We start from the raw sequence: 13,416 nt of genomic DNA on the forward strand, positions 1-13,416 counted from the left end.
CGTGCTGCCATGTTCACCTCGATCACTCACCACGGCATGTACGTCCTCGACTACGACGAGGCGCTCGACTTCTACGTCGGCAAGCTCCGCATGGAGGTCAGCGCCGACGTCGATCTCGGCGTCATGCGCTGGCTCACCGTGTGCGTCCCCGGCGACGACCGGCACATCCTGCTCGAACTCCCCGAAGGACCGGGCACCTCGGAGCAGAGTGCCCAGCAGATCCGCGAGCTGCTCAGCAAGGGCGCGATGGGCCTCGGCTTCATCCTCACCACCGACGACTGCCGGGCCACCGCCGCGGATCTCGCCGCCAAGGGCGTGGAGATCACCGACGAGCCGACGGAGCAGCCCTACGGGATCGACTGCGGCATCCGCGACCCGTTCGGGAACCACCTGCGGATCACCCAGCCCGCCGAACAGTTGGGCGAGTTCACCCCCGACGTACTCGAGCGGTACGCCACGGAGGTTCCCGAGGCCCGCTGACGACAGGAGGCGCCGATGACCGACTCGTTGCCCATGAGGGTGCGCGAGGACGGCTTGCCCGAGCGGGTGACGATCTACGAGGTCGGTCCGCGCGACGGGCTCCAGAACGAGTCGGCCATCGTGCCTCTGGACGTGAAGGCGGAATTCGTCTCGCGGCTGGTGGCCGCTGGGCTACCGATCGTGGAGGCGACCAGTTTCGTGCATCCGCGGTGGGTGCCCCAGCTCGCCGACGCGGCCGAGCTGGTGACGCGGCTCGACCTCGACGGTCCCACGCCGCTGCCGGTCCTGGTCCCGAACGAGCGGGGTCTGGACCGTGCCATCGACGCCGGCTGCCGGCACATGGCGGTGTTCGCGAGCGCTACGGAGACGTTCGCGGCGAAGAACCTCAACAGCGGACTGGAGAGCCAGTTCGCCATGTTCGAGCCCACCATCGGCCGCGCGATCGACGCCGGAATGGAGGTGCGGGGGTACGTCTCGATGTGCTTCGGTGACCCGTGGGAAGGGTCCGTCGCCCCCGAGCAGGTGGTCCGGGTCGGGACGCGACTGCTCGACCTCGGCGTCTCACAGCTCTCCCTCGGGGACACGATCGGCGTCGGCACCGCCGGACACGTCGGCGCGCTGGTCGACGCCTTCACCGCGTCGGGGGTCGGCGTCGAGCGGCTCGCCATGCACTTCCACGACACGTACGGGCAGGCGCTCGCCAACGCGCACGCGGCGCTGCGACGCGGCATCACGACCTTCGACGCCTCGGCGGGCGGGCTCGGCGGATGTCCGTACGCCAAGAGCGCCACCGGCAACCTCGCGACCGAGGACCTGGTGTGGATGCTCGAGGGCCTCGGCATCGAGCACGGCGTGGACCTGGACGCGCTGGTCAGCACGAGCGTCTGGATGGCCGCGCAGCTGGGCCGGACGAGCCCCTCGGCGGTCGTCCGCGCCCTCGGTCAGAGCGGTGAGTGAGCGCGCACGTCGTGTGCGAGCGGTGACTGACCACGCATGGTGGCCCGCGACGTGCGGGACAGCTCACCGCCCGACGGGCTGAGTCAGGAGCGCAGGCGGCGGTCGCGCAGTTCGGATTGGGCGTAGCGCCCGACCTGCCAGGTAGCGACGCCGTCGGCGCCGGCGCCCACGGCACCGCCGAGCAGGGGAACGCGACGACCGACCAGCATGACTGCGCGGCGACCGATGGTCCGTCCGACCAGCTCGCTCGTCACCTCCCGCGCGATGCGGTCGTCGAGGCTCGGATCGTGGACGGGTGAGGTGGCCATCGCCATCGGTGAGGACGGGAGGCGATGGTGGCGGATCATGTCGGTGACGACGTCCTCGCCGAGCATCACCGTGAGGATGGCGTTGCGCACCCGCGGGTCCTCGATGTCGTAGCCGCGGAGATAGGCGATGCTCGCCACCAGATGGCATTGGACGAGGGTGACGCCGACGACGTTGGCCGGAAGGGTCGCCGCAGCGACCGACAGCCCGCCGAGGTTCGTGACGAACCCCTGAACGCCGGCGAGACTCGTGTGCGACCGCACCAGTGCCGCCACGGCCTTCTCCACGTCACCACCGTGACTGGCGAGCTTGGCGCCTGCGGTCTCCACGACCGGTTTGAGCGGCCCGATGCCGTCGATGGCCTTGTCGAGCATGTTACGGACGTAGCCGGATGCGACCTTGGGGACGAGCTTCGACCCGGCACCGACGGCCACGCTGCTGCCCAGACCCATGTGCTCAGCATAGGCAGCGGAACCTACCGAAGCGCGCGGAACTGCGTCAGGATGGGCGCGAACCGAAGGAGCCACCCATGTCCGTGCCGCACGCGACCCCGGCCTACTCCGAGCTCGTCGCGTCCGAGGTGTGGCGGCAGGAGGCCACCGAGTGGATCGAAGACACGGTCGGGCGGCTCGGGTACCGGGTGCGCGGTCCCCTCACACAGCCGCGCATCCGCCCCTGGTCCACGCAGCTCGTGGTGCCCACCGACCACGGCACCGTCTGGTTCAAGGCAGCCGGTGAGCCGATGCGGTTCGAGCCGGGGCTGCAGCGGTTGCTGGCCCGCCTGCTTCCGGACCTCGTCGCATCCCCGCTCGCGGTCGATACGGCGCGTGGCTGGATGCTCACCGCCGATCACGGACCGTTGCTCGCCGACGATGCCGCTGCTGCTGGTGACGACTTGCGCGAGGTGGTTCGCGTGACGGCGCGGGCGCAGCGGGCACTCGTGGAGCATCGGGACGCCTTGCTGGCGACCGGGATGCCCGACTGTTCGCCCTCGACCATCCCGGAGCGCTTCGACCAGCTGCTCGACGCGCTGGCCGCCCTGCCGCCGGATCTGCCGTCCCATCTCGAGCCGTCCGAAGCCGACCGTTTCCGCGCCCGTCGTGCCGAGCTGGTGGACGCGTGCGCCGCCATGGCGGAGTCGGACTTCCCCACGACGTTCCAGCACGGCGACCTCCACCTCAAGAACGCCTACCGCGCCGGCGGTGCGACCCGGCTCTTCGACTTCGGCGATGCGCAATGGGCCGCGGCGGTGGAGGTCCTCGCGGTTCCGCACGCGATCGTGAGCGGTGACCCGGACGGCCCTTCGTGGAGCTCTCTCGTCGCCGACTACCTCGCCGCCTGGGACCTCGACCACACGACGTTCGGGATCGCTTGGAACGCCTCGCACTTCACCCACGCGGTCAACCGCGCCTTCACCTGGTGGCGGTGCCTCCAATCGGCGACCGACGACGAATGGCGACAGTGGGGCGACGCGCCGCTCGCGCACCTGCGCGAGATGATGCGGCCATGAGCCCTCCGGTCCCCCTTCCTCCGTCGCAGTGGGACTTCGGATCGGCGCCCTGGCCCGAGGACGACGACTGCGTCGCGGCGGGAGCCGACCTCGAGCCGGCGACGATCGTCGAGGCCTACCGCAACGGGCTGTTCCCCATGCCCCACGGCGGCGAGTTGCTGTGGTGGTCGCCGGTCGAGCGGGGCGTCCTCCGCCCGGGAGATCTGCACGTCTCGCGATCGTTGCGCCGCTCGATGCGTCGCTTCCGGTTGACGATCGACGAGGATTTCGTCGCGGTCATCGACGGATGTGCCGATCCGCGGCGCCCCGGCGGCTGGATCGACGGCCGGATCCGTGCGGCGTACGAGCAGTTGCATGCATGGGGCTGGGCGCACTCGGTCGAGGTCTGGGACGACGACGGTGCGCTCGTCGGCGGGCTGTACGGCCTCGCCATCGGCCGGCTCTTCGCGGGCGAATCGATGTTCCACCGGGCCACCGATGCATCGAAGGCGGCCCTCGCCGGCCTCGTCGATTTCCTGCAATCGCAGGCAGAAACCGACTACCTGATCGATACGCAGTGGCAGACGCCGCACTTGGCGAGCCTCGGCGTCAGCACCATGTCGCGGGCCGAGTACCGGAGGCGGATCGTCGACCTGGTCGACGCCCCGGCGTGGACGTGGCCGTCCTCTACCACCGGATAATCCTGGCGACACGGGCGGGTGGAGGTTGGAATTCCGCGGAGTATTCATAGACTGGCGGACGCCAACATCAATCATCTCAAGGAGTTTTCGTGGCTCTCTCCCGCAACGACCTCGTCGCCGCCCTCGCTGAGAAGGCCGGCGTGACCAAGACCGATGCCGACAAGTTGCTCTCGGCGTTCAGCGACGTCGTGCTCGACTCCGTGTCCAAGGGTGAGAAGGTCTCGATCCCGGGCATCCTCTCGGTGGAGCGCGTCGAGCGTGCCGCCCGCACCGGCCGCAACCCCGCCACCGGCGAGACGATCGACATCCCCGCCGGCTTCGGTGTCAAGGTGAGCGCCGGCTCGCGCCTCAAGGCCGCGGCCAAGTAAGACGCTTCACTGGCCACGCCCCCGTCCGGACTTCCGGTCGGGGGCGTGGCCGTTCTCCCGCCCGACGACAGCACCCCAGGAGTGGCCGTGACGATGACGAGTGAACGGCCGCGGACGCGGTTCCACCGGCTCGCGCGCGAGTCCACGACGTTCGAGCACTGGCGCCTGCCGGTGGCTGCGGTGCTGGCCGCCGTGACGTACGGCATCGTCTCGGTGGCGCTCGCGATGGTGCTCATCCTCGGCGTCGCCCTCGACTCCGGCTCGCTGGACGCGGTCGACGCCGTGATGGAACGCCTGGCCGGCATCGACCTCGGCGACCCGGGGCTGTTCGCCTTCCTCATGGTCTCGGTCATCGTCATGGCACCGAGCGCCTGGCTGCCGGTGCGGATCCTCTGGCGCGAGCACGCGCGTTATCTGCTCTCCGTCGAAGGTCGCCTGCGATGGGGATGGATGATGCGGTGCGCGGGCCTCAGCCTGCTGGTCATCGGCGCCGCGATCGCCATCGCCGTCGCGGCAGGGGTGGCCGATTCCGGCGGGGTCGAGTGGACGCCGTTCACCGCGCGCTCGGCCCTGATGATCGCGCTTGTCCTGCTGCTCACACCGCTGCAATCGGCCGCTGAGGAGTACGTCTTCCGGGGTGCGGGGCTCCAGTTGGTGGGATCCTGGGTGCGCTCTCCCGTGCTGCCCATCATCGCCACGACCCTGGTCTTCGCCGCCGGCCACCTCTACCAGTTCTGGGGGCTGGTCGACGTCGCGCTGTTCGGACTGGCCGCGGCGTGGCTGACCATCCGCACCGGGGGCCTCGAGGCGGCGATCGCGGCTCACGTCGTCAACAACGTGCTGTTGTTCCTGCTGGGCGTCGTCGGTCTCATCGACCCGACCGGCGGGGAGGCGGTCGGAGCACTGGACGTCCTGCCGACCGCGGTGTCGATGGTGGTCCTCGTGTTCGTCGTGACCTGGCAGGCCGAGCGGGTCGGACTCGTCACGACCCGCGCGCCGCAGCCCTTACGGCCCGCCCAACCGGTTCCCCCGCCGGCCTTTCGCCCTGTCCCACCGCCGGCCTGGATGCCGCCCGGCCACCTGCCGCCGCCGGCGGGGTTTCCCCCGCAGCAGCCCTGGGCCGCTCCGCCCCGCCCGCGCGTCCACGTGCCGCCGAACGCCCCGGAGTACCCGGGCGAGCTGACCGACGGATGGCGCTGAGTCAGTCCTGGACGATCGGTCGCCCGGCTGCTTCCCAGGCCTCGATGCCGCCCTGGAGATTGACGACGTGGTGGCCCTGGGACGCCAGCCAGGCCGTGGCCCGGGCGGAGCGCCCGCCGACGTGGCACATCACCACCGTCTCGGCCTGCGGGTCGAGTTCGCCGACGCGCTGCGGCAGCATGCCGAGCGGAATGTGCACGGCTCCCTCGAAGTGCCCGGCAGCCCATTCGTCCGGCTCGCGCACGTCGAGAACGACGACTTTTTCAGGCAGCGGATCGGGCAGGTCGGTGACGGACACGGAGGGCACGCCGAAGTCGTTCATGTCCCCATTGTGCCGCCCCGGTAGTTGCCTTTTGAAGGATGAGGGTGTTTCCTAGTCGGTGGCCCACTGGGGCCCCCTCAGGTTGAGCGCGTCTATTCCATGGGCAAGGATGGGAGTCAGGAGGTGTCCATGATCGAGACGTCGGCGTCCATCAGGCTCCCCTTCGAGTCCTCTACGCCGAGCATCGCCCGCACCAAGCTGGCCGCGTTCTTGACCCGTCATGAGGTCGACGCCGAGGTCATCGACAACGGGCTCATCGTGCTCAGCGAAATGATCGCCAATGCCGTGTCGCACGGCAGCCCTGACGCGACCGGCCAGATGGAGATCACCTGGTCGATCGCGGGTGATCTGCTCGAGCTCAGTGTCCTGGACGCCGGTACCGGCGCGACGCTCAAACCGATCGACTTCGACGAGGATTCCCTGAGCGGCCGCGGGTTATCGATCATCAACCGGGTCGCCGATCGCTGGTGGGTCGACATGTCGCAGGGCACCCGCGTGAGCGCCGAGCTTCCGCTCGGGTCGCGCGAGGACGCCGATTTTCCGCTCGCCTGACCCGACGCTTGTAAAGTGACGCCCCATGGGTAGGAAGTCACGTCGCGTCAAGCCGAAGAACGCTCGCATGCCCTTCGTGGCCAGGACCTTCGAGGGCCTGCCGCACGAGGGGGACTGGATCGCGCTTCGCGAGTTCGTTCCCGCGGCGCACGCCGTCGTGACGCTCCGTGACAGTGACCGTCCGGTGCGCATCTGCTCGCTGCTGCCGGGAGCGGGAGCCGGTCTCGTCCGCGAGGACGGCGAGATCCTCGTCGGGCTCCAGGTGCAGCACAACTACGGCGACATCAGCCGTGACATCGCTCACGTCATCGAGCTCGCGCTCGACGCCGAGCCGGGCCGGCCCATCGCCATGACCGATCCGGGTGTCGGCCCGCGTTTGCAGGATCTGCTCGCCCCCGACACCTCGTTCGACGTGACGGTGGAGGACAGCTTCTTCTACTGGATCGACACCGACGACACGAGCGACGTCTCCGAGCCGGACACCTGGGAGACCGGCGCCGACCCGGCGATCCTGTCCGCGCTCGAGGCCGCCAACCAGAACATCGCTCCCACGACGAAGCTCGACAACGCCGAATCGGCGTACGTCACGCAGATGGGCGACCGCACCTATCTGCGCTGGATCCTGCCGCACGACGAGTCGGCCGTGCTCACGGCGCTGGCGCGCCTGCACGTCGCGGGCGCCGACGCGATCGGCGACCAGACCAAGCTCATCGGGATGTTCCGCGCCCACGGGTTGCTCGTTCCGGTATGGGAGCTGCTCGACGTCAAGGCCGCCGCGGTCGACGAACTCATGCCGGACTTCTCCGCCCGCCTGGACGAGGCGCTCGCCGACGACAGCGACCTCACCGCCGAGATCCGCTCGGCACGGCAGGGGCTCTCGACGCGTCAGCTCACGATTCGCTGACCCGCTCCACGGGGCAGGACATACAGCGCGGTCCGCCGCGTCCTGATCCCAACTCCGAACCGGGCATCGTGATGACGTCGATGCCGTGGTCGATCAGCCGGGCGTTGGTCTGCTCGTTGCGTTCGTAGGCGACGGCGACGCGCGGGGCGATCGCCAGCGTGTTGTTGCCGTCGTCCCACTGCTCCCGCTCCGCCGTCACGGGGTCGAGTCCGGTGTCGATCCGGTGCAGCTTCTCGATTCCCAGTGCTTCGGCCGCGACGTCGAAGAACGACCGGGGTGGCGCCACGTGCAAGTCGTCGCCGCCGGTCGTGATGGCGTAGGCGCGCAGTCCCTCGGCCGCGTGGGGGTAGACGACGACGGTGTCGACGTCGAGCATCGTCAGGATCGTGTCCAGGTGCATGGTGGCGCGGTCTTGAGCGATCGGGACCGCCAGCACGGTGTGCGCGAGTCCGTTGCGAAGTACCTGGTCGGCGAAACGCTCGCAACCGGCAGGGGTGGTGCGTTCGCCGACGCCGACGGCCATGACGCCCGGACCGAGGAGGAGAACGTCGCCGCCCTCCAGGTGCTCCAGGTGGGGGCCGTGGAGGCGAGGCGCGCCGGCGAAACGCGGGTGATGCGTGTAGATCAGGCCGGTCAGCCGCGTCTCGCGCACGCGCGCGGGCATCGCCAGGCTGGTGACCGCCACGTGCCCCGGGAGCCAGACCGACGAGTCACGGGTGAAGAGCAGGTTGGGCAGGGGATCGATCAGGAAGTCCTCGTGGGCGAGCAGGCTGGTGACGATGCTGGCCACGCCGCTCACCTCGTCGTTGCGCACGCCGGCGGTGAGGACGGTGGCCAGCCGCTCGGGTTCGAGGTCGCCCAATGCGTCGCGCAGATACGCGCGCAGTCCCACGCCCAGCCGCAGGTTCTCGGTGGTCTCCTCGACGACGGACGTGCGCGCGTCGTCGCTCGCCAGCGTCTCGGTGAGCAGATCGAGCAGGTAGAGCACCTCGACGTCGTGACGGCGGAGGGCGTCGGTGAACGCGTCGTGCTCCTCCTGCGCCCGCGCGACCCACGGGATGGCGTCGAACAGCAGCTGATCGTTGTTGCGTGGCGTGAGCCGGCCCAGCTCCGCCCCCGGCCGGTGAACGATCACCGCCTCGAGTCGTCCGGTCTCGCTGTCAGCTCCCCGCGGCGTCATGTCCGCAATGTACCCGTGGACCGGGACGAGTAAAGGTGGCCGGACTCACCGCGCTCATGCTTCGCCGCAGGCGGTCGGGCCGTACGCTTGGTGGGGTGAACTGGAGCGACTTCGACGCCGCGTTGTTTGACCTCGACGGAGTGATCACCCCGACCGCCGTGGTCCACATGCACGCCTGGGAACGGATGTTCAACGACTTCCTCGCCGGGTATGACGACCAGTCGCCGTACACCGACGACGATTACTTCACCTACCTCGACGGCAAGCCGCGGTATGACGGTGTGCAGTCCGTGCTGGAATCGCGCGGAATCCACCTGCCCTACGGGGATCCGTCCGACGATCCCTCGGCCACCACCGTCTGCGGCTTGGGAAACCGTAAGAACGACGCCTTCGAGAAGGTCCTCGCCAGCGAGGGCGTCGAGGTCTATCCCGGTTCCAAGCTGCTCGTCGACCAGCTGGCCGCGCGCGGTCTCGCGCTCGCCGTGGTGTCGAGCTCGCGCAATGCCCGTAACGTGCTCGAGGCCGCAGGCATGCTCGACTCCTTCCCGGTCATCGTCGACGGCAACGTCGCCGATGCGGAGGATCTGCTCGGCAAGCCCCGCCCCGACACCTTCCTCGACGCTGCCGCGAAGCTCGGTGTGCCGAAGGAGCGTGCCGTGGTGTTGGAGGACGCCGTCTCCGGCGTCCAGGCCGGACGAGCCGGCGGATTCGGTCTCGTGATCGGCGTCGATCGGGGCGCGGGCCGCGAGGCGCTGTTGGAGAACGGGGCCGACATCGTCGTAGAGGACCTCGAGGAGTTGACATGACGTCGCATGAGGCCCCGCCCGTCCACGACTTCCTCGACCGCGGCCGCTTTCCCCTGGATGACTGGCGGCTGGTCGAGACCTTTCCGCATCAACAGGACCTCGGCGTCACCGAGACCCTGTTCGCCGTGGGCAACGGGTACCTGGGAATGCGCGGCAACGTCGTCGAAGGCCGCGACTCGCACACGCACGGCACCTTCATCAACGGATTCCACGAGACGTGGCCGATCCAGCACGCCGAGGAGGCGTTCGGCTTCGCCCGCGTGGGCCAGACGATCGTCAACGTGCCCGATGCCAAGATCATCCGGCTCTACGTCGACGACGAGCCGCTGCTGCTGAGCATCGCGGACCTGCTCGAGTACGAGCGGTCGCTGGACTTTCGCAGCGGCGTGCTGCAGCGCGACATCCTCTGGCGGACGCCGAGCGGCAAGCGCGTGCGGGTCTCCACTCAGCGCATGGTCTCGTTCACCCAGCGGCACCTCGCGGTCATGACGTTCGACGTCGAGCTGCTCGACGAGAGCGCGCCGGTCGCGATCTCCTCGCAGGTGCTCAACCGCCAGGACGGCGAGGACGAGTACCACGTGCGCTCCAAGGCGATGGGCGAGGGACACGACCCCCGCAAGTCCGACACCTTCAGCCGGCGCGTGCTCGAGCCCAAGTACAGCTGGGGCAGCGCGGCCGAGGGACGCGTCGTGCTCGGTTACCGGTGTGTCGACAGCGGCATGACCCTCGGCGTCGCGGCGGACCACTTCTTCGAGACCGACAATGCGCGGGATCAGAGCGTTCAGGTCGACGACGATCTCGCCAAGATCACGTACCGCGTCAACGCCGAGCCGGGCAAGCCGATCCGCCTGGTCAAGTACGTCGCGTACCACACCTCGCGGGGGGTGCCACCGCGCGAGCTGGTCGACCGGTGCCGACGCACGCTGGACCGCGCCAAGAGCCAAGGACTCCAGCGACAGTTCGACGATCAGCGCGCCTGGCTGGACGACTTCTGGGCTCGCTCGGACGTCGAGATCGCCGGACAGCCCGCGGTGCAGCAGGCGGTGCGCTGGAATCTGTTCCAGGTCGCGCAAGCCGCTGCGCGCGCCGAGGGCCAGGGCATCCCCGCCAAGGGCGTCACCGGCTCGGGGTACAGCGGCCACTACTTCTGGGACACCGAGGTCTACGTCCTGCCGTTCCTCACGTACACGTCGCCGCAATGGGCGCGGAACGCTCTGCGGTTCCGGTACTCCCTGCTCGACGCGGCGCGTCGACGGGCGCGGGAGATGTCGCAGGGCGGCGCGCTGTTCCCGTGGCGCACGATCAACGGCGAGGAGGCGTCCGCGTACTACGCGGCCGGCACGGCGCAGTACCACATCGACGCCGATGTCGCGTACGCGTTGACGCAGTATCTCGGGGCCACCGGCGACACCGACTTCCTGACGCGGGCCGGTATCGACGTCCTGGTCGAGACCGCCCGCATGTGGGTCGATCTCGGCTTCTGGCGCGATGAGGAGGAAGGCACCTTCCACATCCACAGCGTGACCGGCCCGGACGAGTACACGACGGTCGTCAACGACAACCTCTTCACCAACGTCATGGCCCGCTTCAATCTCCAGGCGGCGGCGCGGGCGGTGCGCGAGCTGGCCGAACGCGACGGCGACACCTACCTGCGACTCGTCGCGCGGCTCAAGCTCGACGAGACCGAGGTCGAGGATTGGGAGCGCGCCGCTCGCGACATGGCGATCCCGTTCGACGAGCACATGGGCATCCACCCCCAGGATCAGCACTTCCTGGAGCGCGAAGTCTGGGACCTCGATCACACGCCGCTCGACCAGCGACCGCTGCTGCTGAACTTCCACCCGCTGGTGATCTACCGCTTCCAGGTCATCAAGCAGGCCGACGTCGTCCTCGCGCTGTACCTGCAGGGCGATCACTTCACGGCGGAGCAGAAGCGCGCGAACTTCGAGTACTACGACCCGATCACCACCGGGGACTCGACGCTGTCGGGTGTCGTGCAGTCGATCATCGCAGCGGAGGTCGGGTACCACGATCTCGCATTGCGGTACTTCCTGGGCGCGCTCTTCGTCGACCTGGCCGACCGGCATCGCAACGCCAGCGACGGCGTCCACGTCGCCTCGACCGGCGGGGTGTGGAGCGCCCTCGTGGGCGGTTTCGGTGGCTTCCGCGACCACAACGGCGTCTTCACGCTCGATCCGCGGCTACCGGACGGCTGGGAAGAGCTGGTCTTCCGGCTCACCCTGCGCGGGCAGCGCGTCCGCGTGACCGTGCGGCACGACGAACTCGAACTGTTCCTCGAGGAGCAGGGCGCCGACGCGGACGGGGTCGTCGTGACGCCCACGATCGGTGTGCGGGGCAAGGAGATCGAGGTGCCGCCCGGCGACCCGGTCATCGTGCCGCTCGACGGTCAGGGGCCGCGACTGGAAGGCACGCCGCCGCCGGTCGCCGGCCGTCGTCGTGCCGACGGCACCGTCATCTCGGCCATCGTGCCCGGGCACTGACGGCCCGAGGGGTCAGCGCGCGGGGCCGAGCTCGACCGGAACGCGGACGAGCACGACGCCCTGGTGCACCTCGGCGGTGATCTCGCTGGCCTCGCCGACGCCGTCGCCGTCGAGCTGCATCGGCACCTTGCGCTCGGCGACGATGTGCACGCGTTCGCCGCACAGGCGGCTGAGGCGCTTGTCGTTCGTGGGACGGCGGGTCATCACGCGGGCGACGATCGCGAGCCATCCGAGGAAGCGCTTGGGCGCGACCACCACGACGTCGAGCATGCCGTCGTCGATCTCGGCCTGGGGGAGCAACGGAATCCCACCCTGGAGGAACCCGACATTGCCCACGACCACGGTGCGCGCCTTGAACGTCACCGGCTCCTGGTCGTCGATGGTGATCGTCACCTTGGTGCGCGGGAACGCGAGCGCCTTCACGCCCGAGACGAAGTAGGCGAGGAAGCCGACCTTCCGCTTGAGCTCGTCGTTGACGCCGGACATGATCATCGCGTCCATGCCGAGCCCGGCCATGACGAGGAAGACGGAGTCGGTGTCGCCGTCGGTGCGGAAGGTCGCGAGGTCGATCGCGCGGTCCTGGCCGCCGAAGACGACGTCGAGCGCATCGCGGGTGTTGACCGGGATGTCGAGGTTGCGGGCGAGCAGATTGCCCGTGCCGTGCGGAAGGATGCCGACGGCGACGCCGGTTCTCGCGGCCTCCTCGCACACCGCGCGCACGGTGCCGTCGCCGCCCGCGGCGACCACGAGATCGACGCCCGCGTCGATCGCCGCCCGGGTCTGCCCGTGTCCCGGGTCCTCGACGGTGGTCTCGTACCACCGCGGTTCGTTCCATCCGTGCGCCGCGGCGACCTGGCCGACCTTGGCCCGGAACTCGGCCACGTCGCCGATCTTGGACGGGTTGAGAATCACCGCCGAGGTGCGGGCGCCGGAGCCGGTCACGATGGCGAGTTCGGAGGGCAGCCGGCCCTTGCCTCGCACGATGAGCAACCACAGGACGCAGGTCGCGAACGAGCCGACGGCCAGGCCCGCCACGACGTCGCTGAGATAGTGGACCCCGAGGAACACGCGGCTGCTCGCCACGCCGAGCGCCAGAAGGATCCAGAGTGCGAGCAGGAGCCGGCGTTTCCAGCCCCGACCGGTGCTGATGATGGTCACCAGCGAGATGACCGTGAACAGCATGCCGGAGCCCGAAGCGTGGCCGCTGGGGAAGGCGTGGCCCCCGATCTCGTGCAGCGGCTCGTCCCAGAAGGGACGGTCGCGGTCGAAGACGAGTTTGAGCAGGGCGTTGCCGGCCAGGACGAGCAGTCCACTGCAGAAGATCCACACCGCGACCGCGTGCTCGCGGCGGATCAGCATCCCCGCCAGCATCACGGCGAGGACGACGCTGACACCGAGCGTGCTGAACAGCGCGGCCACGACCTCGAGGACGTCCACGAGCCACGGGCGGTGGCTGCTGACCTGGTAGGCCGCGTCGGCGACCTGGGCGTCGAGGTCGAGTTGCGCCTCCCAGCCCGCAGCGAGTCCGATCGCGGGGACGGCGAACAGGACGCCCAGGACGACGAGCAAGACCGGGATCTGCCATCCCCGGTCGGGGTCGGCCCGGCGGACGTCGATCGCCACGGTTCTCCTTCCTGCTGCGAGCAGTGC

The 13,416-nt window shown here is 69.4% G+C and carries 14 protein-coding genes; 10 read left to right on the forward strand and 4 right to left on the reverse strand.

Translation table 11 applies throughout. From position 1 onward, the window contains the following. The first annotated feature begins 9 nt into the window (after positions 1–9). On the forward strand, positions 10–480 hold the full coding sequence (locus D9V41_RS01420; protein WP_121792738.1) for a VOC family protein: 471 nt from the start codon (positions 10–12) through the stop codon (positions 478–480). Between the two features lie 15 nt (positions 481–495). After that, positions 496–1,437: a hydroxymethylglutaryl-CoA lyase gene (locus D9V41_RS01425; protein ID WP_121792739.1), complete on the forward strand. Its 942-nt coding sequence runs from the start codon at positions 496–498 to the stop codon at positions 1,435–1,437. 83 nt (positions 1,438–1,520) lie between these two features. On the opposite strand, the gene D9V41_RS01430 is transcribed toward D9V41_RS01425, so the two are convergent. Further along, the gene (locus tag D9V41_RS01430) at positions 1,521–2,195 is read right to left on the reverse strand and encodes an EcsC family protein (RefSeq protein WP_121792740.1); all 675 of its coding nucleotides are present in this window, start codon (positions 2,193–2,195) and stop codon (positions 1,521–1,523) included. Positions 2,196–2,272: 77 nt separating this feature from the next. Here D9V41_RS01430 and D9V41_RS01435 point away from each other — a divergent pair, with 77 nt between their 5' ends. The 4 genes from D9V41_RS01435 to D9V41_RS18565 all read left to right on the forward strand — a co-directional run bounded on the left by D9V41_RS01435 (position 2,273) and on the right by D9V41_RS18565 (position 5,501). Beyond that, entirely contained in the window at positions 2,273–3,253 is a 981-nt protein-coding gene (locus D9V41_RS01435; protein ID WP_166375854.1) for a phosphotransferase, read from the forward strand. Further along, positions 3,250–3,933 (forward strand): leucyl/phenylalanyl-tRNA--protein transferase, encoded by a 684-nt coding sequence (gene aat, locus D9V41_RS01440; RefSeq protein ID WP_121792741.1) that lies wholly within the window; start codon positions 3,250–3,252, stop codon positions 3,931–3,933. Before D9V41_RS01435 ends, aat begins: the two co-directional genes overlap by 4 nt. 89 nt (positions 3,934–4,022) lie before the next feature. Next, positions 4,023–4,301: an HU family DNA-binding protein gene (locus D9V41_RS01445; RefSeq protein WP_121792742.1), complete on the forward strand. Its 279-nt coding sequence runs from the start codon at positions 4,023–4,025 to the stop codon at positions 4,299–4,301. Positions 4,302–4,394: 93 nt separating this feature from the next. Next, a complete protein-coding gene (locus D9V41_RS18565) occupies positions 4,395–5,501 on the forward strand; it encodes a CPBP family intramembrane glutamic endopeptidase (RefSeq protein ID WP_279432327.1) in 1,107 nt (368 codons plus the stop codon). 1 nt (position 5,502) lies between these two features. On the opposite strand, the gene D9V41_RS01455 is transcribed toward D9V41_RS18565, so the two are convergent. Then, entirely contained in the window at positions 5,503–5,823 is a 321-nt protein-coding gene (locus D9V41_RS01455; protein WP_121792744.1) for a rhodanese-like domain-containing protein, read from the reverse strand. Between the two features lie 129 nt (positions 5,824–5,952). Here D9V41_RS01455 and D9V41_RS01460 point away from each other — a divergent pair, with 129 nt between their 5' ends. Together D9V41_RS01460 and D9V41_RS01465 are read left to right on the forward strand one after the other, a co-directional pair. Further along, complete coding sequence (locus D9V41_RS01460; protein WP_166375855.1) at positions 5,953–6,375, forward strand: ATP-binding protein; 423 nt, start codon at positions 5,953–5,955, stop codon at positions 6,373–6,375. Between the two features lie 67 nt (positions 6,376–6,442). Further along, the gene (locus D9V41_RS01465; RefSeq protein ID WP_243697117.1) at positions 6,443–7,279 is read left to right on the forward strand and encodes a DUF5926 family protein; all 837 of its coding nucleotides are present in this window, start codon (positions 6,443–6,445) and stop codon (positions 7,277–7,279) included. On the opposite strand, the gene D9V41_RS01470 is transcribed toward D9V41_RS01465, so the two are convergent. Beyond that, complete coding sequence (locus D9V41_RS01470) at positions 7,266–8,459, reverse strand: arginine deiminase (protein WP_121792747.1); 1,194 nt, start codon at positions 8,457–8,459, stop codon at positions 7,266–7,268. The two genes, D9V41_RS01465 and D9V41_RS01470, sit on opposite strands and share 14 nt — an antisense overlap. Before the next feature lie 95 nt (positions 8,460–8,554). Here D9V41_RS01470 and D9V41_RS01475 point away from each other — a divergent pair, with 95 nt between their 5' ends. Both D9V41_RS01475 and D9V41_RS01480 read left to right on the forward strand, forming a co-directional pair. Beyond that, positions 8,555–9,265, forward strand: a complete 711-nt coding sequence (locus tag D9V41_RS01475; RefSeq protein ID WP_424922781.1) for an HAD family hydrolase — start codon at positions 8,555–8,557, stop codon at positions 9,263–9,265. After that, positions 9,262–11,766: a glycoside hydrolase family 65 protein gene (locus tag D9V41_RS01480; protein ID WP_121792748.1), complete on the forward strand. Its 2,505-nt coding sequence runs from the start codon at positions 9,262–9,264 to the stop codon at positions 11,764–11,766. Before D9V41_RS01475 ends, D9V41_RS01480 begins: the two co-directional genes overlap by 4 nt. 12 nt (positions 11,767–11,778) lie before the next feature. Here D9V41_RS01480 and D9V41_RS01485 read toward each other — a convergent pair whose 3' ends face one another. Continuing rightward, positions 11,779–13,389, reverse strand: a complete 1,611-nt coding sequence (locus D9V41_RS01485) for a bifunctional phosphatase PAP2/diacylglycerol kinase family protein (protein ID WP_121792749.1) — start codon at positions 13,387–13,389, stop codon at positions 11,779–11,781. Between the last annotated feature and the right edge of the window lie 27 nt (positions 13,390–13,416).

Origin of the sequence: Aeromicrobium phragmitis (assembly GCF_003674095.1) — a bacterium.
In the GTDB taxonomy this organism is placed as follows: Bacteria; Actinomycetota; Actinomycetes; order Propionibacteriales; family Nocardioidaceae; genus Aeromicrobium; species Aeromicrobium phragmitis.

Coding starts and splice junctions, on each gene's coding strand:
- D9V41_RS18565 (WP_279432327.1), top strand. CDS start 4,395: ATGACGAGTGAACGGCCGCGGACGCGGTTCCACCGGCTCGCGCGCGAG.
- D9V41_RS01425 (WP_121792739.1), top strand. CDS start 496: ATGACCGACTCGTTGCCCATGAGGGTGCGCGAGGACGGCTTGCCCGAG.
- D9V41_RS01480 (WP_121792748.1), top strand. CDS start 9,262: ATGACGTCGCATGAGGCCCCGCCCGTCCACGACTTCCTCGACCGCGGC.
- D9V41_RS01470 (WP_121792747.1), bottom strand. CDS start 8,459: ATGACGCCGCGGGGAGCTGACAGCGAGACCGGACGACTCGAGGCGGTG.
- D9V41_RS01420 (WP_121792738.1), top strand. CDS start 10: ATGTTCACCTCGATCACTCACCACGGCATGTACGTCCTCGACTACGAC.
- D9V41_RS01465 (WP_243697117.1), top strand. CDS start 6,443: ATGCCCTTCGTGGCCAGGACCTTCGAGGGCCTGCCGCACGAGGGGGAC.
- D9V41_RS01435 (WP_166375854.1), top strand. CDS start 2,273: ATGTCCGTGCCGCACGCGACCCCGGCCTACTCCGAGCTCGTCGCGTCC.
- D9V41_RS01455 (WP_121792744.1), bottom strand. CDS start 5,823: ATGAACGACTTCGGCGTGCCCTCCGTGTCCGTCACCGACCTGCCCGAT.
- D9V41_RS01430 (WP_121792740.1), bottom strand. CDS start 2,195: ATGGGTCTGGGCAGCAGCGTGGCCGTCGGTGCCGGGTCGAAGCTCGTC.
- aat (WP_121792741.1), top strand. CDS start 3,250: ATGAGCCCTCCGGTCCCCCTTCCTCCGTCGCAGTGGGACTTCGGATCG.
- D9V41_RS01460 (WP_166375855.1), top strand. CDS start 5,953: ATGATCGAGACGTCGGCGTCCATCAGGCTCCCCTTCGAGTCCTCTACG.